The 18616-nt window shown below is 66.8% G+C and carries 12 protein-coding genes; 1 reads left to right on the top strand and 11 read right to left on the bottom strand.

Going from position 1 to position 18616, the window contains the following annotated elements; genetic code table 11:
• Positions 1 to 272 precede the first annotated feature (272 nt).
• The 10 genes from WDC87_RS08195 to WDC87_RS08240 form a co-directional block, all read right to left on the bottom strand.
• Entirely contained in the window at positions 273 to 698 is a 426-nt protein-coding gene (locus WDC87_RS08195) for a DUF2752 domain-containing protein (RefSeq protein WP_005419786.1), read from the bottom strand.
• Between the two features lie 43 nt (positions 699 to 741).
• Positions 742 to 1020, bottom strand: coding sequence for a CD225/dispanin family protein (locus WDC87_RS08200; RefSeq protein WP_005419785.1), 279 nt, complete (start codon positions 1018 to 1020; stop codon positions 742 to 744).
• A 34-nt stretch (positions 1021 to 1054) separates the two neighbouring features.
• Positions 1055 to 1342: a CD225/dispanin family protein gene (locus WDC87_RS08205; RefSeq protein WP_005419784.1), complete on the bottom strand. Its 288-nt coding sequence runs from the start codon at positions 1340 to 1342 to the stop codon at positions 1055 to 1057.
• A 229-nt stretch (positions 1343 to 1571) separates the two neighbouring features.
• Positions 1572 to 3461: an MFS transporter gene (locus tag WDC87_RS08210; protein WP_252744398.1), complete on the bottom strand. Its 1890-nt coding sequence runs from the start codon at positions 3459 to 3461 to the stop codon at positions 1572 to 1574.
• Positions 3462 to 3559: 98 nt separating this feature from the next.
• Positions 3560 to 4354, bottom strand: coding sequence for an SDR family oxidoreductase (locus WDC87_RS08215; protein ID WP_111200489.1), 795 nt, complete (start codon positions 4352 to 4354; stop codon positions 3560 to 3562).
• Between the two features lie 141 nt (positions 4355 to 4495).
• Positions 4496 to 6673 carry a YccS family putative transporter gene (gene yccS, locus WDC87_RS08220; RefSeq protein WP_252744397.1) on the bottom strand — a complete coding sequence of 726 codons (2178 nt, stop codon included), beginning with the start codon at positions 6671 to 6673 and terminating at the stop codon, positions 4496 to 4498.
• Between the two features lie 95 nt (positions 6674 to 6768).
• Entirely contained in the window at positions 6769 to 8838 is a 2070-nt protein-coding gene (locus WDC87_RS08225) for a TonB-dependent receptor (RefSeq protein WP_252744396.1), read from the bottom strand.
• A gap of 285 nt (positions 8839 to 9123) precedes the next feature.
• On the bottom strand, positions 9124 to 12246 hold the full coding sequence (locus WDC87_RS08230) for an efflux RND transporter permease subunit (protein ID WP_088496588.1): 3123 nt from the start codon (positions 12244 to 12246) through the stop codon (positions 9124 to 9126).
• 31 nt (positions 12247 to 12277) lie between these two features.
• A complete protein-coding gene (locus WDC87_RS08235) occupies positions 12278 to 15511 on the bottom strand; it encodes an efflux RND transporter permease subunit (RefSeq protein ID WP_072168924.1) in 3234 nt (1077 codons plus the stop codon).
• Positions 15512 to 15585: 74 nt separating this feature from the next.
• On the bottom strand, positions 15586 to 16830 hold the full coding sequence (locus WDC87_RS08240) for an efflux RND transporter periplasmic adaptor subunit (RefSeq protein WP_069140039.1): 1245 nt from the start codon (positions 16828 to 16830) through the stop codon (positions 15586 to 15588).
• Between the two features lie 186 nt (positions 16831 to 17016).
• Between WDC87_RS08240 and WDC87_RS08245 the strand changes: the two genes are divergently transcribed.
• A complete protein-coding gene (locus WDC87_RS08245) occupies positions 17017 to 18336 on the top strand; it encodes a M20 family metallopeptidase (RefSeq protein WP_252744395.1) in 1320 nt (439 codons plus the stop codon).
• A gap of 90 nt (positions 18337 to 18426) precedes the next feature.
• Here the strand turns inward: WDC87_RS08245 and WDC87_RS08250 are convergent.
• Positions 18427 to 18616, bottom strand: a 190-nt coding sequence (locus tag WDC87_RS08250; protein WP_301655262.1) for a hypothetical protein, incomplete at its 5' end; no start/stop codon positions are given.

The following is an 18616-nucleotide window of genomic DNA, read 5'->3' on the forward strand; positions in this document are numbered from 1 at the left end:
TTTATTATAGATCTGTGGATTATATATACAAGTAAAAAAAGTTTTGTATTTTTTTTTTTTTTTTTTTTTTGGGGGGGGGGACACACACAACATGTGGGGCGGGGGGGGGGGGGGGGTGGGGGGGGGGGGGGGGGGGCCGGGCGGCCCCCCCCCCCCCCCCGCCCCCCGCCCGCCCCCCCCCCCCCCCCCCCCCCCCCCCCCCCCCGCCCGACCCCAAGGCTTCTGCCTTCAAACGCCGCCCGCCACGAGGGGCTGCGCCGTTGGCTGGAATCCTAGACCGGTGCCAGCGCCGTGAACGGTGCCCACGGCAGGTTACGCAGCAGCGCATACCCGGGCAGTACCCAGAGCCAGAACGTGGGATTGGCCAGCACCCGCATCAGCGGGTCCAGCAGGCGCGGACGGATGCCGGCGACGTTCAGCAGCATCAGCAGGAGGAAGGGCAGGCTGATGACCAGCAGCGGGTTCATCGCCATCGCGCCGGGCAGGTCGAAATGGACCAGCGAATACAGGCAGCGGGTGCTGCCACAGCCCGGGCAGTACAGGCCGGTCAGCGCGTACAGCGGGCAGCTCGGCAAGGGATTGCCGGCGACATACGGATTGACGTTGCGCAGCACCAGCGCGGCACCGGCGGCCAGGCCGGTGGCGGCCAGCAGTGGTGCCCAGCGGGCCAGTCGGGATCGGGTGGGCAGGGCGGACATGCAGCAACGGATCCGGCGCAGGCGCCGGATCCGTCCACGCGGATCAGTAGCCGCTGTTGCTCATCGCACCCATGCCGCCGAGAGCGACGATCAGGATGCCGTACAGCACGCCGACCACGACGGCGGCAATGGCCGACCAGATGGCCCACTTCTTGGCCTTGGCCGAGGATTCCTGGGCACCGGCGATGTCGCCAGCGGCCAGCTTGCCGTTGACCTGGGCGGCGTAGACGATCGACACGATGCCGGCCGGCAGGCAGCAGAACAGGGTGCTCAGGATGGCCCAGACCAGATTGTTCGGGACCTGCGGAGTGGCGGTATTCATGGGTTCAAGCTCCTTGATGGGTGGTGGTGGTGAATCATTGGTCGGAAAGAGCGCCCAGTACGGCCAAGCCGCCGAACAGCCCGAACCACAACAGCAACAGGACCGGCAGGGCCACGGCCGAAGCCACCGCCCACCAGCCCGCCTTGCGCGACGCGCTGTAGGCCCCCGGCAGGTCGCCGGCCGCGCGGCGGCCATCGACCTGGGAGGCATAGACGATCGACACCACGCCCAACGGCAGGCAGCAGAACAGCGTCGTCAGGATCGCCCAGACCAGATGGTTGGGGATGTAGACGGGACGGCTGAGCGGTGGCGGTTGATTCAAAGCAAGACTCCATTCCTTGGTGGCCGGCCTTGGTGCATTGGCCGAACCTCCCCCCTGTGGGTGCGTAATCTACCTCAACCTGCGCTGCATGTATGCGTTTACAGTCAGATGGTGGTGTGTGTGGCCCTTGACTGGGCGCTATTTGACGGGCCTATGTCATGAGACAGAGGCCGTCATTCCGAGGATTGGGGCTATCGCCTGGAAGCGCTACCGACGGCCGCCGGGCCGATCAGGCGTGATCGCCACGCAGGGACCGCACCTGCGCCTCCAGCACCGGGGCGCGGGTGGCGTGGCCATCGACGGCCGGTGCCGCCACGACCTCGACGGTAGCGCGGAAACGGCGCGGCACCCGCATGCGGCCGAGGCGGCTGTCGCGGCGACTCCACATGCTCGACCACATGCCGCGCAGCGCCATCGGCACCACCGGCACCGGCCGGCGCTCGAGGATCTTCTCGACGCCGGACTTGAACGGCGCCATCTCCCCGTCGCGGGTCAGCGCACCCTCGGGGAAGATGCAGACCAGTTCGCCTTCGGCCAGCGCAGCGTCGATCTCGTCGAACGCCCGCTGCATCAGTGCCGGGTCTTCGCGCGCACCGGCGATCGGGATTGCCTTGGCGGTCCGGAAGATCCAGCGCATTACCGGGATGTTGAAGATCCTGTAGTACATGACGAAGCGCACCGGGCGCGGAATGGTCGCCGACAGGATCAGCGCGTCCATGTAGCTGACGTGGTTGCAGACCAGCAGCGCGGCGCCTTCGTCGGGCACGTTGGCCTCGATGCCGTGCGGGCGCAGCCGGTACAGGGTGCGCACCATCAGCCAGCTGAGGAAGCGCATCAGGAATTCGGGGACGATGGTGAAGATGTAGATCGCCACCAGCGCGTTGGCGATGGCCAGCGCCAGGAACTGCTGCGGAATGGTCCAGTGCAGCAGCGTGTGCGCGGCCAGCGACAGCAACGCCGCAGCGACGATGAAGCCCGAGTTCTGGATGTTCAGTGCGGCGAACACGCGCGACATCTGCGCCTTCGGCGTGCGGCTCTGGATCAGTGCGAACAGTGGCACCACGAAGATGCCGGTGAACAGGCCGATGCCGACCAGGTCGATGACGATGCGGATGCTGCCGGGCTGCTGCAGGAACGGCGCGATGGTCAGTCCGTGCACCGTCGCTTCGCCGCTGCGGGCGAAGTACAGGTCGAGCAGGAACGCGGTCATGCCGAACGCCCCCAGCGGTACCAGGCCGATTTCCACCGTACGGGCTGACAGCTTCTCGCACAGCAGCGAGCCGACGCCGGTGCCCACCGAGAACAGGGCCAGGGCGAAGATGTACAGGGTCGGCTCGCCGCCCAGGTTGGTCACCGCGTAGGCCGGTAGCTGCGAGGTCAGCACGGTGCCAACGAACCAGAACCAGGACACGCCCAGGATCGAGTTGCGCACGGCCTTCTGCTGGCGCGCCATGCGCAGAACCGCGAGCGATTCCGGCAACGGGTTCCAGTTGATCTTCAGGGTCGGGTCGCCTGCATCGACCCTGGGAATCAGGCGCGCGGCGATGTTGCCGCAGATCGCCAGGGCGATGATCGCGCACGCAGCCACCACCGTACCGTGGCTGCCGGCCACGGTGAACACCAGGCCGCCAACGATCATGCCGGAGAGAATCGACATTGAAGTGCCCATCTCGACCAGGCCGTTGCCGCCGGTCAGTTCCTCGGGCCTGAGCACCGACGGCAGCACCGAATACTTCACCGGGCCGAACAGGGTGGACTGCATGCCGGTACAGAACAGCGCGACCAGCAGCACCGGCAGGCTCTGGGTGAGGAAGCCGGTGGCCGCCAGCGACATGATCACGATCTCCATGGTGGTGGTGATCACGATCAACCGCGATTTTTCCAGTTTGTCGGCGATCTGCCCGGCCAGTGCCGAGAACAGGAAATACGGCAGGATGAAGATGGCCGGTGCCAACGTGGCGTACAGCCCGAGTTCCTCCTCTGGCACGGCCATGAACAGCAACATGCTGATGATCGCTTGCCGGTACACGTTGTCGTTGAAAGCACCGAGCGCCTGTACCACGAAGAACGGCAGGAAACGGCGCTGGCGGAGCAGGGCAAACTGGTTGTGACCGGACATGGAACCTCCTTGACCGGCGCAGCCTAGCATTCCTGCCCATCCGCTGTGGGTGCGGACCTGTGGGTGCGGACCGTTGGTCCGCACACCTGCCGTCGGACTCAGACGATATCGTCGACCACGCCACCATCCACGCGCAGTGCCGCCCCGGACGTGGCCGAAGCCTGCGGCGACGCCAGGTACACCACCATGTTGGCCACTTCCTCGACCGTGGCAGTGCGCTGGATCACCGAGGACGGCCGGTGTGCCATCACGAACTCGCGGCCGATCTGCTCCAGCGGCTTGCCGCTGCGCCGGCGTTCATCCTCGAACATCGCCGCGAAGCCATCGGACAGGGTCGGGCCAGGCAGCACCGCGTTGACGGTGACGCCGCTGCCGGCCACGCGCTTGGCCAGGCCGCGCGACAGTGACAGCTGCGCGGTCTTGCTGACCCCGTAATGGATCATGTCGACCGGGATGTTGCGCGCCGATTCGGACGAAATGAACAGCACGCGGCCCCAGCCGGCATCGACCATCGCTGGCAGCAGCGCACGCGACAGGCGTACGCCGGACATCACGTTGGTCTGCCAGTAGCGCTCCCAGGTGGCGTCATCGGTCTGGAAGAAATCCTCTGGGCCGAAGATGCCAGCGTTGTTGACCAGGATGTCGACCCTCGGCAGCCCAGCCAGCAGCGTATCGACACCGGCCGCATCGGAGAGGTCGGCGGCGACACCCAATACGTCGGCTCCCGGCACGGCCGCGAGCAGATGCTGGCGGGCGCGCTCGACGCTGCTGGTGCTGCGGCCATTGACAATGACCCGCGCACCAGCGCTGGCCAGGCCTTGGGCGATGGCCAGGCCGATGCCGGCGGTGGAGGCGGTGACCAGCGCGGTGCGACCACTGAGTTCGATTTTCATGGTGATGATCCAGAGCGGGCGATTGCCCAGTATCCGCGTGGCGGCGTGATCGAACTGCATCGCCCGGTGCAACGCGCCGTTGCACGCGGCGCAGCAGATCCACGCCATGCGTGGACGGGATGCCCGATCAGCGATGAGGGATCAGGTCAGGTTGGTCGCCGCCTCATTGGCCGCGGCACGCACCTTCGGCAGCATGCGCAGTACCAGCGCCATCTGGGTACGGATCAACTGCAGTTTCGGCGGCATCGCCTCGTCGATCTGCTCCAGCTCGGCAGCCACCGCGCGGTCGGCGTCGTTGTCATCGTCCGCGACGGGTTGCCGCGCGGTCAGCGCCGTCGCCAGCTGCTGAAGTGCCTTGCGCACGCGATCGCCCGCGGCCAGCGCCAGTGGATCGCCTGCGTAGCTGTCCACCTGGTCGCGGTGCGCACCCAGCGCCGACAGATGCCCCAGCAGCGTGTTGGACAGCGCCAGGAAGCGGAAGCCGGCATCCAGGTTGCGGCGCACGTGGCCGGGTTCGCGCAGCATGTTCGACAACGCGGTGGACAGCGCGGCGTCGGCGTTGTGCATGTCGCGGCGGGCGATGCGGTAGGCCAGGTCGTCGCGCATGCCGCTGCGGTACTGGCCCAGCACCGAATCCAGGTAGCGAGCCGCAGTGTCCAGCACGCGTGCCAGGACGAGATGCAGCTGCCGGCCCTGCCAGTCAGGCAGGATCAGGAATGCTGCCGCTGCTGCGATCGCGCAGCCCAGCAGCGTATCGACCATGCGCGGCACGATCAGCACGAAGCCATCGCCGATCAGGTTGAAGCAGGTCAGTGCCATCACGGTGATCGCGGCTGATGCCACCAGGTAGCGGTCGGTGCGGGTGAAGAAGAACAGCAGCGCAGAGAGCAGGGCGATCAGCAACTGCACGTGCAGCTGCGGGAACAGCTGCAGCAGTGCCCAGGTCAGCACCAGTCCGGCGACGGTGCCGACGATGCGCTGTGCCAGGCGCTGGCGGGTGGCGCCGAAGTTGGGCCGGCACACGAACACGATGGTCAGCAGTACCCATGAACCGTTCTGCGCATTGAACAGCCGGATCGCTGCAAAGCCGGCGATCAGTGCCAGTGCCATGCGCAGGCCATGGCGGAACAGCACCGAGCCGGGCGTGAGCTGCTGGCGGATGCGCACGCCCATCTCGCGCAGGGTATGCGGGTTGCTGTCGCGCAGGCGGGTGTCGACGTTGTCCAGGCTGGCTTCGGAACGTTCGGCATCCAGCAGGCGGCGCTCGATGCTGCGCAGGTTGTGAACCAGCAGGTCCAGCGAGCCGAGCAGGCGCTGCCACTGCGGGCGCTGCTGGTCACGCAGATAGGCGAGCGCGTCGGCCAGGTCGCGCCCGGCCTGCTGGTTGCTTTCGCCGTATACGAACGGACGACGCAGCCGGATCGCCTCGCCCAGGCGGGCACAGGCCTGGCCCTGCAGGTCGAGCAGGCGCTGGCAGCGGTAAAGCACATCGCTGTGGAAGAAGGCGTCCACCAGCGCGCCATACGGGTAGTGCGAGGAACTGGCGCGCTCGTGGAAATCCTGTGCCATGTAATAGAGGCGCAGGTACAGGCCGGAGTTCACGCCCGGCCGCCCGGAACGGCCGAAGCGGGCCAGGATCGCGGTCTTGGCCTCGTTCAACGCACCGACCACACGGCGGTTCTGTTCGGCCAGGTCGAGCTGGCGACGTTGCAGGTCGGCTTCGCGCACCGGCTCGAACAGCGCAGCCTTCAGCTGCAGGTAGCGGCCCAGCTCAACGTACAGCCGCGCCACGCGTTCGCGCACCGGCCGGTTGGCGAACAGCGCAGTCCACAGGATCGACAGCAGCCCGTACCAGGCTGCACCGGCCAGCAGATGGCTGACCGCGTCCAGCGCGCTGTGCAGGTCGCTGGCGCCATGCTGCTCCAAGCCGATCATGGTGTAGATCGCCAGCGTCACCGTGGCCTGGGCAATGGATGCGTAGCGCTCACCGAGCGCGCCAAGCAGGGTCAGGCCGAAGGTGGACAGTGCCAGCGCGCCGATGAAGATCCACGGCCACGGGAACAGCCAGATCACCGAGGCTGCCGCAATGCAGAAGCACAACAGTGACAACACCACGGCCTTGATCCGGCCCCACCAGTTGTCGTCCGTTTCTGCGATGGCGCTTGCGATGATGCCGAGGAATACGCCGGGCAGGGCGGTCAGCGCGTCGAACTGCCAGCACACGGCCACGGCCGCGGTCAGCGCGATGAACACGCGCAGGCCGTAGCTGGCCTTTTCGTGGGCCCACAGGCGGCTGAGGCGGGATTGGCGGGCGGACATGCAGGCTCGGTGGAAGGGTCTTCCACCATTATTGCGGGCTGCGCGTGAAATATGGAGGGCGGACCAACGGTCCGCACCCACGGTGCTGCCGGGCCCTACATGTCGAACCGCACGCTCACAGCGAACGTGCGTGGCAGGCCTGTGCCGGCGTTGGACCAGTACTTCCGGTTGGCCAGGTTCTCGACGCTGGCGCGCACGGTCACCGGATGACCGGAGGCGAGCAGGCGGTAGCCGATGCCTGCATTGACCAGCGTGTAATCGGGCAGCTTCAGGGTGTTGTCGGCGTCGTACCAGACATCGCCGTAGTAGCGCACCGCGGCGTATGTTTCCAGGCCATCCACCCACGGCAGCTGGTAGGTGGCGTGCACGACCCCGCTCCAGCGTGCCGCACCGGCGGTACGGTTGCCCTCCTGTGCAGCGCTGGCCGGGGACAGCCTGTCGTAGGTCGGGTCCAGCCAGGTGACGCCTCCGCCAATCGTGAGGACATCGCTGAGGTGCAGGTCGGCACTGGCCTCGATGCCTTCGTACAGCGTGATGCCGTCCTGCACCAGGCGCTTGCCGGCCGGTGTGAATTCATCGATGTTGGCGCCACGCTCCAGCCGGAACACCGCCACGTTCGCGTTCCAGCGCGCGGCCTCGGCCTTCGCGCCGATCTCGTACTGCTTGCTGAGGGTCGGGTCGAGCACATCACCGGCGTTGATGTAGTTGTTGCCTACGCGGCTGCCCGCTTCCAGCGATTCGATGTAGCTGGCGTAGAGGGTGACCGCCTCGCTGGGCTTGAACATCACGGCATAGGTCGGTGTGACCGGATAGGTGTGGTAGCGGCCCTTGGTCTCGTAATCGTTGTAGCGCCAGCCCGCCAGCACCGACCAGCCGCTGCCGAGATCGACGGTATCGCTTGCGAACACGGCCTGCTGCACGGTCTCGTCGCCGCGGGTCATCACCCGTGAACCGACGGCGTCATGGCGGATGGCATGGCGCTGGTACAGGTTGGCGCGGCCGATCAGGCTCCATTCGTAGGGACGGTCCCAGCCCAGCCCGGTCTGGTGACTGATGCCTGCCACCACCTGATGCTGCAGCGGACCGGTGTGGAAGCTGCCCTGCAGCATCGCCTGCGCCAGCTTCCACTCGCTCTTGCCACCCAGTTCATAGACGTTGACGTCATAGTCGCCATTGGGCGAATCGATGTAGGCGAAGATCTTGTTGACGTCATTCCACGAGGTGGTGACGCCATAACTCAGGCTGGTTTTCCAGTCGCTGTTGATCTGCCAGTCCAAGCGGGTCGACAACAGGCTGGAACGAGTGTCGTAGTAGGTGCCGGGGACACTGTTGCCGGAATTCCCGGCGATCGGTCGTGGCAACGAGGTCAGTCCGCGGAAGTAGTACTGCGGCGATTCCTCGCGCAGGTCGCGTGACTGGAACACGCCGTCGAAGGTCCAGATCAGTGCGTCGCTCAGGCGCGCGTCCAGCGACAGTGCGCCCACCTTTCGATCGACGTGGCCACCGTTGAAGGTTTCGCCCTTTTCCCGGTAGGCGTTGAAACGATAACCGAACATCTGCTCGTTGCCGAAGCGGCCGCCGACGTCCATCCCGCCGCTGACGATGCCCTGCTCGCGCCAGCCCAGCTGGGCGGAGAAGGTGGGCGTGTCGGTCGGCTTCTTGGTGATGTAGTCGACGATGCCACCGGGGGCACCGAAACCGTAAAGGAATCCGCCCGGGCCTTTCAGCAGATCGACCTGTTCCATCACTTCCAGCGGCCACTCGGTACCCCACGAGGAGACCTGCAGGCCATTGACCCGATAGCTGTCGAAGTTCAGGTCGATGCCACGGTTGCGGATCGGCGAACTCCAGCCACTGGCATAGGCGCTGACCTGGGTGGTGACCGAAGGGTCGAGCAGGAACGCTTCGCCCAGCGAGACCACTTGGCGCTGCTCGATCTGCTCGCGGCCCACGGCGGTGATCGCAAACGGGGTATCACGCAGCACGCGATCACCAAGGGCGCCAGTATCGGCGTGGGTGCGTTCGGCGGTGACCTTCACCGCATCCAGATCGGTGGCACTGCGGTTCCGATGGGTGCGCTCGGGAACGGACTGGGCATGCGCGGCGCAGGCCAGTGACAGGGAAACGGCAAGCAGGGCCGGGCGGCAGAGTGGGTGCAGGAGCATGGTTCAGTCATCCTCGGCGAACGGCCACGCGCCATCCGCCCGCATGGGGGAAAGGTTGATGGCTGGGATCACGCAGGCTTGCCGGAGAGGGCAGCGGGGCGCCGCGAAGGGGCGCAGGACCATGGCTGGAGGGGAATTGTTCTCTTTTCGTTACAGCACGTCAAACCCGGAGGCGTGCGGACCAACGGTCCGCACCCACCCTCCGTGCCGGTGGTAGTGCCGGCCGCTGGCCGGCAGATTCGCAGCCCCTAGAAGTAGATCCACGCCATGCGTGGATGGGCTCTACTACGCCCGCTGCGCGCGCTTGAGCAGCTTCGCTTCGCGCCTGCGCACGCGACGGGCGCGCCAGCGCTCGGCCAGGCAGGAGAAGATCACGTACAGCGCCGGCGTACTGAGCAGGGTCAGGCTTTGCGAGAACAGCAGGCCGCCGATCATCGCGATGCCCAGCGGGCGGCGCAGCTCGGACCCTTCACCCAGGCCGATCGCCAGCGGCACTGCGGCCAGGATCGCGACCATCGTGGTCATCATGATCGGGCGGAAGCGCACGATGCTGGCCTCGCGTGCGGCATCGCGCGGCGCCAGCCCATGCTCGCGCTGCGCCACCAGTGCGAAGTCGATCATCATGATCGCGTTCTTCTTGACGATGCCGATCAGCAGCACCAGCGCGATCATCGAGATCACCGACAGCTCGGTGTTGGTGCCGAACAGGGCCAGCAGCGCACCGACACCGGCCGCCGGCAGCGTGGACAGGATGGTGACCGGGTGGATCAGACTCTCGTAGAGCATGCCCAGTACCAGGTACACGGTCAGGATTGCGGCGAACACCAGGATCAGCATGTCGCTGGGATCGGAGTTGAAGCCGAAGCCCGCATCGTCGGCCAGGCGGATGTCGCCGGGCATGCGCATGCCGGCCACGGTCGCGTCGATGATCGCCTTGGCCTCGCCCATGCTCACGTTGGGAGCCAGGTTGTAGCTGAGGTCCATCGTCGTGTACTGGTTCTCGTGGGTGATCTGCGATGGGGCCAGGCCAGGCATCTGGGTGGCCACCGCGGTGATCGGCACCATGTCGCCGTTGCGCGCACGCACGTACACCTCATCCAGCGCCGCCGGGGTGGCGGTCTGCGAGGGCAGGGCATTGACCACCACGCTGTACTGGTTGATGTCCGAATAGATGGTGGAGATCTGGCGCTGGCCGAACGCACCATACAGCGCGCCGTCGATGGCGCCCACTGTGATGCCCAGGCGCGCGGCCTTTGCGCGGTCGATCTGGATGTTCTGGCGCAGGCCGGCATTGTCCACGTCGGTCCCGACGTCGCGCAGCTTCGGGTTCTTCTTCAGTTCCGCCTGCAGCTTGGGCAGCCATTCCTGCAGTGCGGCCAGGTCGTTGCCCTGCAGCGAAATGCGGTACTGCGCGCCCTGGCTGGAGCCGCCGCCATCGTTGCTGGGCAGGTCCTGGATCGCGCGCAGGCGCAGCTGCAGGTCGGGATAGCGATCGGCCTTGGCGCTGAGGCGCGCCAACGCATGCGCGGTGGTTTCGCGGCGGCCGTCGCTGCGTGATTTCAGCTCGATGTTGAACTGTGCACTGGAGCCCTGGCGGCCGCTGCCCAGGCGTACACCCACCGTCTTCACCGCCGGGTCGGCCATCAGCATGTCGGTGATGCGGCGCTGGCGCGCGACCATGTCCTCGAACGACACGGTGGCACTGGAGTTGGCGCGGCCCCAGATCAGGCCGGTGTCCTGCGGCGGGAACGCGCCCTTCTTCACCGCGCCGAACAGGAAGATGGTGACGCCGATCAGGATCAGTGGCGTCAGCGACAGCAGCAGCGCGTGGCGCAGCGAGAAATCGAGGAACACGGTGTAGATGCGCAGCATCCGCTCGTGGCCGGCGTCCAGCCAGCGGCCGAAACGCGACGGCGGCGCGCTGTGGTCGTGCGCGCTGAGGAAGCGGCTGCACAGCGCCGGGGTCAATGTCAGCGAGACGATCATCGAAACCACGATGGCCGCCACCAGGGTGACGGTGAACTCGCGGAAGAACGCGCCCATCATGCCACTGGCGAACAGCAGCGGGATGAACACCGCCACCAGCGAGGCGGTGATCGAGACGATGGTGAAGCCGATCTCGCGCGCACCGGTCAACGCCGCCTGCATGCGCGGCATGCCTTCGTCGAGGTGGCGCATGATGTTCTCGATCACCACGATCGCATCGTCGACCACGAAGCCGATCGCGATCACCAGCGCCAGCAGGCTCAGATTGTTCAGGGTGAAGCCCATCACGTACATCACCAGCGCGGCGCCGGCCAGCGACAGCGGCACGGTCACCGCCGCGATCAGGGTGGGGGCCAGCCGGCGCAGGAACAGCGCCATGGTCAGCACCACCATCGCCAGGCTGATCAGCAGGGTGACCTGCACTTCATGCAGCGACGAACGGATGGTCGGCGTACGGTCGAAGTACGGCGTCATCGTGGTGCCCGGCTGCAGGTAGTCGCGCAGGGTCGGGATCTGCGCCTTGACCCGGTCTACGGTCTCCACGATGTTGGCGCCGGCGCGGGTGAACACGTACATCACCACCGCCGGCTTGTGGTCGAACCACGCCGCCTGGTAGGCATCCTGCTGGCCGTCGTAGACGTTGGCGATGTCCTTCAGCCGGATCACCCGGCCGTCGCCCTGGGTCTTGACCACCAGGTCGGCGAAGTCGGCGGCGCGCGCCACCGAGTCGTTGGCGATGATCGCCGTGGTGGTGTTGCCATCGCTGAGGAAGCCGGTGGGCGAGGTCACGTTGGCCGCGCGCACTGCGTTGCGCAGGTCATCGGCGGTCAGGCCCAACGCGTTCATCAGGCGCAGGTTGACGTCCACGCGCACCGCTGGCGTCGACGCGCCAGCGATGTCGACCGAGGCGACGCCGCTGATCTGGCGGATGCGCTGCGCCAGCAGCGAGTCGGCCACGTTGTAGAGCTCGTCGGCCGACTGCGTCTGCGAGGTCAGCGCGATGGCGATCACCGGGTCGTCGTTCGGGTTCGCCTTCTGGTACATCGGCGAGCCCATGCCCGAGGGCAGGTCGGCCTGAGCCGAGTTGATCGCCGTTTGTACATCCAGTGCCGCCGAATCGATGTTGTGGCCGCTCTGGAAGATCATGAACACCAGCGAGCTGCCTTCCGAGCTCGACGAGCGCATGCGATCGATGCCCGGCAGCTGGCCGAGATGGCGTTCCAGCGGCGCGGTGACCGTCGAGGCCATGGTCGCCGCGTCGGCGCCGGACTGGCTGGCATGCACGAAGATCACCGGGATCTCGATGTTCGGCAGCGCCGATACGCCCAGGCGCAGGTAGCAGATCAGGCCGACCATGAACAAGCCGATGGCCAGCAGTGCGGTGCCGATCGGGCGGCGGATGAAGGGGCCGGACAGGTTCATCGTGCGGCCCCCCACGGCAGCGGGGCGTGGATCATGCCTGCGGCTCCTGCAGCGAACCGTCGCGCAGCGCACGCTGTTCGCGGCGGCGCGCCAGCCACTCGGAGAAGCGCTCCATGTACAGGTAGATCACCGGCGTGGTGTACAGGGTCACCAACTGCGACAGCAGCAGGCCGCCAACGATGGCGATACCCAGCGGGCGGCGCAGCTCCGAACCGATGCCGGTGCCCAGCGCCAGCGGCAGCGCGCCAAGCATGGCCGCGGCGGTGGTCATCATGATCGGGCGGAAGCGCAGCAGGCAGGCGCGGCGGATCGCCTCGTGCGCGTTGGCGCCGGCGCGGCGGGCTTCGATGGCGAAGTCGACCATCATGATGCCGTTCTTCTTGACGATGCCGATCAGCAGCACGATGCCGACGATGCCATCCACCGACAGGCTCAGCCCGCACAGCATCAGCGCCAGCAGCGCGCCGACACCGGCCGGCGGCAGCGTGGAGATGATCGTGATCGGGTGGATGTAGCTCTCGTAGAGCACGCCCAGCACGATGTAGATCACCACCAGCGAGGCCAGCAGCAGCCACACCACATCGGTCTGGCTGCCGGTGAACTCGGCGGCCTTGCCGATGAATTCGGCATGCAGGTGTGCCGGCATGTCCAGGCTGTCCTTGGTCTCCTGGATCGCTCGCACCGCTTCGGACAGCGAATAGCCCGGCGCCACGTTGAACGACACCGTCACCGCCGGCAGCTGCTGCTGGTGGCTGACCACCAGCGGTGCGCTGCTCACCTTGCCTTCGGCCAGCGCCGACAGCGGAATGATGTTGCCGGCGCCGACGGTGATGCCGGTGTTCTGCGCGCCGATGCCGGTGGCGGTGGACGAGTTGGAGGAGGTGACCTGGCCGAAGCTGGTGGCATTGGTGCCGGTCAATGCGCCGGCGCCGTTGGAGGCGACCGCCAGCTGTTCCATCAGCGCGGTGCTGGTGCGGAACTCCGGTGCCACTTCCAGCACCACGCGATACTGGTTGAGCTCGGTGAAGATGGTCGAGATCTGGCGCTGGCCGAACGCATCGTAGAGCGTGTCGTCGATGGTCTGCATCGGCACGCCCAGCACGCTGGCCTTGTCGCGGTCGATGTTCAGCTCCAGGGCGCGGCCCTGGTTGGACAGGTTGTTGTCGACGTCGGCCAGTTCCGGGCGCTTGCGCAGCGCTTCGGTCAGGCGCGTGGCCTGGGTCGCCACCGTCGCCGAATCCACGTCCGACAGCGAGTACTGGTACTCGGTGGCGGCCACGCGGGTATCCAGGGTCACGTCCTGTACCGGCTTCAGGTACAGCGCCACGCCCGGAATGCCCGCCACCGCCTTCTGCAGGCGCGGCAGGATCTCATCCAGGCCATCGCGCTCGCCGCGTTCCTTCAGCACGATCGACAGCTGGCCCTGGTTGAGCGTGGGATTCATGCTGCCCGCGCCAATGAAGGCCGACACGCCGGTCACATCCGGGTCCTGGCGCAGCGCTTCGGCCACCTGCCTGGTGCGCTGCTCCATCTGCGGGAAGGCAATGTTCTGGTCGGCCTGCACCACGCCGGTGATCAGGCCGGTGTCCTGTTCGGGCAGCAGGCCCTTGGGGATCAGCACGTACAGCAGCACGGTCAGCACCAGCGCGCCACCGGCCACGGCCAGGGTCAGGCGCTGGTGGCCCAGCACCCAGTCCAGGCTGTGCTCGTAGAGGCCGACGGTGCGCGTCCACAGGTTCTGCTTGCCGGCCGCTGCTGCGCGCTCATGCGCGTCCTCGCCCTCGGGCAGGGCGTCGGGCTTGAGCAGGTAGGCGCACATCATCGGGGTGAGCGTCAGCGAGATCAGCATCGACAGCACCACGGCGATGCTCAGCACCCACGCGAACTCGTGGAACAGGCGGCCGGTGACGCCGGGCATCAGCAGCAGCGGCAGGAACACCGCCACCAGCGAGACCGTCAGCGACAGCACGGTGAAGCCGATCTGGCGTGCGCCGATCTCGGCCGCTTCCTTGCCGCTCTTGCCCTGCTCGATGTAGCGCACGATGTTCTCGATCATCACGATCGCATCGTCGACCACGAAGCCGGTGGCCACCACCAGCGCCATCAGCGACAGGTTGTCCAGCGACATGCCGGCGAAGGCCATCACCGCGAAGGTACCGGCCAGCGAGAGCGGTACTGCCACCGACGGGATGATCGTGGCCCACAGGCGGCGCAGGAACACGAAGATCACCGCCACCACCAGGCCGATGGTGAGGATCAGGGTGAACTGCACCTCATGCACCGAGGCGCGGATGGTCTCGGTGCGATCGTTGAAGATTTCCAGGTGCACGTCGGCCGGCAGCACGCCCTGCAGCTGCGGCAGGATCGCGCGGATGCGCTCGACGGTCTGCACGATGTTGGCGCCCGGCTGGCGGCGCACTTCCAGCAGCACCGCCGGCTTGCCATCGGCCCAGGCGGCCAACTGGTCGTTCTCCACGCCATCGATCACCTCGGCCACGTCCGACAGCCGCACCGGGCGGCCGTTCTTGTAGCTGATGATGGTGTCGCGGTACTCGGCGGCGCTGGCCAGCTGGTCGTTGGTGCCGATGCTGTAGGACTGGGTCTTGCCGTTCAACGAACCCTTCGGCGCGTTGACGTTGGCCTGGGTCAGCGCGCTGCGCAGCTGTTCCAGGGTCAGCCCCATGTTCGACAGCTGCGCCGGATTGACCTGGATGCGCACGGCGGGCCGCACGTTGCCGGCAATCGAGACCAGGCCCACGCCCTGCACCTGCGACAGGCGCTGGGCCAGGATCGAGTCGGCGTAGTTGTTGACGTCGCGCAGCGGGCGCGTGTCAGAGGTCAGCTTCAGGGTGACGATGGCCGCGTCGGCCGGATTCACCCGGTTGTAGACCGGCTGGTAGGGCAGCGATGAGGGCAGGGTGGCTTGACGGATCGCCGCCTGCACGTCCTGCGCGGCGATGTCGATGTCGCGGTCCATCGAGAACTGCAGGATGATCGTCGACAAGCCGGCCGACGAGTCCGACGTCATCAGTTCCAGCCCGGAGATCTGCCCGAACTGGCGCTCCAGCGGGGTGGTGACCAGCGAGGCCATGGTGGTGGCATTGGCGCCGGGGTACTGGGTGGTGACCACCAGGCTGGGCGCATCGATTTCCGGCAGCGCCGACACCGGCAGCTTGCGGTAACCGAGGATGCCCAGCAGCAACAGGCCCGCCATCAACAGCGAGGTAGCGATCGGGCGGCGGATGAAGATCGTCGAAAAGCCCACGGACTGATCCTTGCTGGCACTTCAATGTCGGCCCCGGCAGGTCCGCCGGCGCGAGGGAGAACCGTGGCCTGCGCTCAGCGCGGGCCACCACCGCGACGGCCACCGCCGCCCGCGTTCTTCTGTTCGGCCGCCTTCAGTTCGGCCTCGGTCGGCGCGGCCGGGGTCTCGCCCGGCTTCAGCGCGGTGACCTTGCTGCCCGGCTTCAGGCGGAACTGGCCTTCGCTGACCACCCGCTCGCCACCCTTGAGGCCTTCGGCGATCTGCACCTGGCTGTCGCCGACTTCCACGCCGCTGCGCACGGTCTGCATCTTCACCGTGTTGTCGCCCTGCACGACATAGACGTACTCGCCGTCCGGGCCACGCAGCACCGCCTGGGTCGGAATGACCACGCCGCCGCCGATGGTGCGCAGCTGCATGCGCACGTTGACGAACTGGCCCGGCCACAGGCCGTTGTCGGTGTTGTCGAATACGGCGCGCGCCTTGAACGTGCCGCTGTCGGCACTGATCAGGTTGTCGACCACATCGAGCTTGCCGTCGCCGGACAGCACGTGCGAATCGGCGCGGTCCAGCGCCGCCACCGGCACCGTGCCGGCGGCCTGCGCCTGGCGCACATCGCCGAGCTGGCGCTCGGGCAGGTTGAACAGCACGTGGATCGGATGGATCTGGGTCAGCGTGACCAGCGCGGTACCGGCGCTGACCACGTTGCCGGCGTCGACCGCACGGATGCCGGCGATGCCTGAGATCGGCGCGGTGACCCGGGTGTACTGCAGCTGCACCTGCGCCGAGCGCATGCTTGCCTCGTTGGCGGCCACGGCGCTTTCGTACTGTGCCACTTGGTTTCGCTGTGTATCCAGATCGGTCTTGGCGACGTACTGGCGATACTCCGGCGCGTTCGAGCGCTGGTAGTTGGAGCGCGCGGTGGCCAGCAGGGCCTCGTTCTGGCGCTTGGCTGCCGCGGCCTGGTCGTAGCTGGCCTGGGCGGTGCGCGGATCGATCACCGCCAGCACATCACCCTGCTTCACTTCCTGGCCTTCACGGAAATTCAGGCTCATCAGCTGGCCGCCGACCTGCGGGCTGACAGTGACGGTGTTCATCGCGGTCACCGTACCCAGCGCGCTGGCATACACCGGCACGTCCTGGCGCGTGGCCTCCACCACGGTCACCGGCACTGGACCGGCATTCGGATCTTCGCCGCCCTGGCGCGCGCCCGCAGCAGGTTTTCCAGCCTTGTCCTTGCCCCCGCCGATGACGCGCAGGCCGACCACGGCCAGCACCAGGATCGCCACGACCAGCAGCACGATCTTCCAAACACGTGACATTACGAGGACTCCGAGAGGGCTGGACCGGACGGGACGCCGGGACAATGCGCAAAGCGTACCTGTGCCACATCACGTTTCCTGCATGACGGATGGGACGGGCGCTAAGACCGGATGCGGCGCCGGAGGTTCCCGTGGCGCCGGTGTTGCCCTACATTCAGCTGGAACCCTCTTGCTGTGGAGATTGCGATGCGCCGTTCGCTGCTGCTGTCCGCCCTGCTGCTGGCCCTGCCGGCGCTTGCCCATGCCCAGGACGGGCAACGCCCGGAAGTGACCGCCGCCGCGCAGCGGCTGCAGGCCCGGGTGGTCGAATGGCGCCGTGATTTCCACCAGCACCCGGAGCTGTCCAACCGCGAGGCGCGCACCTCGGCCGAGGTCGCCAAGCGCCTGCGTGCGATGGGCCTGAAGCCGAAGACCGGCATCGCCCACCATGGCGTGGTGGCGATCATCGAAGGCGGCAAGCCGGGTCCGAAGATCGCATTGCGTGCAGACATGGACGCGTTGCCGGTGACCGAGCAGACCGGCCTGCCGTTCGCCTCCAAGGCCACCGACCAGTACCGCGGGCAGACCGTGGGCGTGATGCATGCCTGTGGCCACGACGCGCATACCGCCACCCTGCTCGGCGTGGCCGAAGCGCTGGTATCAATGAAGAAGGACCTGCCGGGCCAGGTGATGCTGATCTTCCAGCCGGCCGAGGAAGGCGCGCCGCCGCCGGAAGAGGGCGGTGCGGCACTGATGCTGAAGGAAGGGCTGTTTGCCGACTTCAAGCCGGAGGCAGTGTTCGGCCTGCATGTGTTCTCCAGCGTGCAGGCCGGCCAGATCGCGGTGCGCGGCGGCCCATTGATGGCCGCCTCGGATCGCTTCGGGATCAAGGTGATCGGTCGCCAGACGCACGGCTCGGCACCGTGGAACGGTGTTGACCCGATCGTCGCCACCGCTGATCTGGTCGGCACCGCGCAGACCATCGTCAGCCGCCGCGCCAACCTGTCCAAGCAACCGGCGGTGCTGACCTTCGGCGCGATCAACGGCGGCATCCGCTACAACATCATTCCTGATGAAGTGGAGATGGTCGGCACCATCCGCACCTTCGACGAAGGCATGCGCCAGCAGATCTTTGCCGACCTGCGCAACGTGGCCGAACACACCGCCGCCGCGCACGGTGCGAAGGCGGTGACCGACATCTACGAATCGGAAGGCAATCCGGCCACGGTGAACGACCCGACGCTGACCGCGAAGATGCTGCCGAGCCTGCAGGCGGTCGTGGGCAAGGACAACGTGTACGAGCCGCAGTTGCAGATGGGCGCGGAGGATTTCTCGCTGTACGCGAAGGAAGTGCCGGGCATGTTCTTCTTCGTTGGATCCACCAGCGTGGGCATCGACCCGGCGACGGCGCCGGCCAACCATTCGCCGAAGTTCCTGCTGGATGAGAAGGCGCTGGATGTGGGATTGCGGGCGTTGCTGCAGGTGAGCCTGGATTACCTGCACGGTGCCGGCACCCCGGCGGGGTGAGGGTTGCCGGCAGGGCTTGCAGCCCTGGGTACGCGACATCGCATGCGCGCTGTCGCTCCCACAGTTCGCTGCGCGAACGGTGGGCCCCCCTTACCAGCTTCCAGACCCCTGCCGCTTCGCGGCCGCCCCCTGACTCAGGGGGCTTTCCTCCAGACCCGATCCCGTGGCTTGCCGGTAGATCCACGCCATGCGTGGATGGCAGACATCGAAAATGTCCGAAGGATCGGATTTTGATTTTCTGATCTTTCCCGTGGTGGATCGGCGGCAGAAATGAGTCGGG

It is taken from the genome of Stenotrophomonas maltophilia group sp. Smal12, assembly GCF_037079935.1.
In the GTDB taxonomy this organism is placed as follows: domain Bacteria; phylum Pseudomonadota; class Gammaproteobacteria; order Xanthomonadales; family Xanthomonadaceae; genus Stenotrophomonas; species Stenotrophomonas sepilia.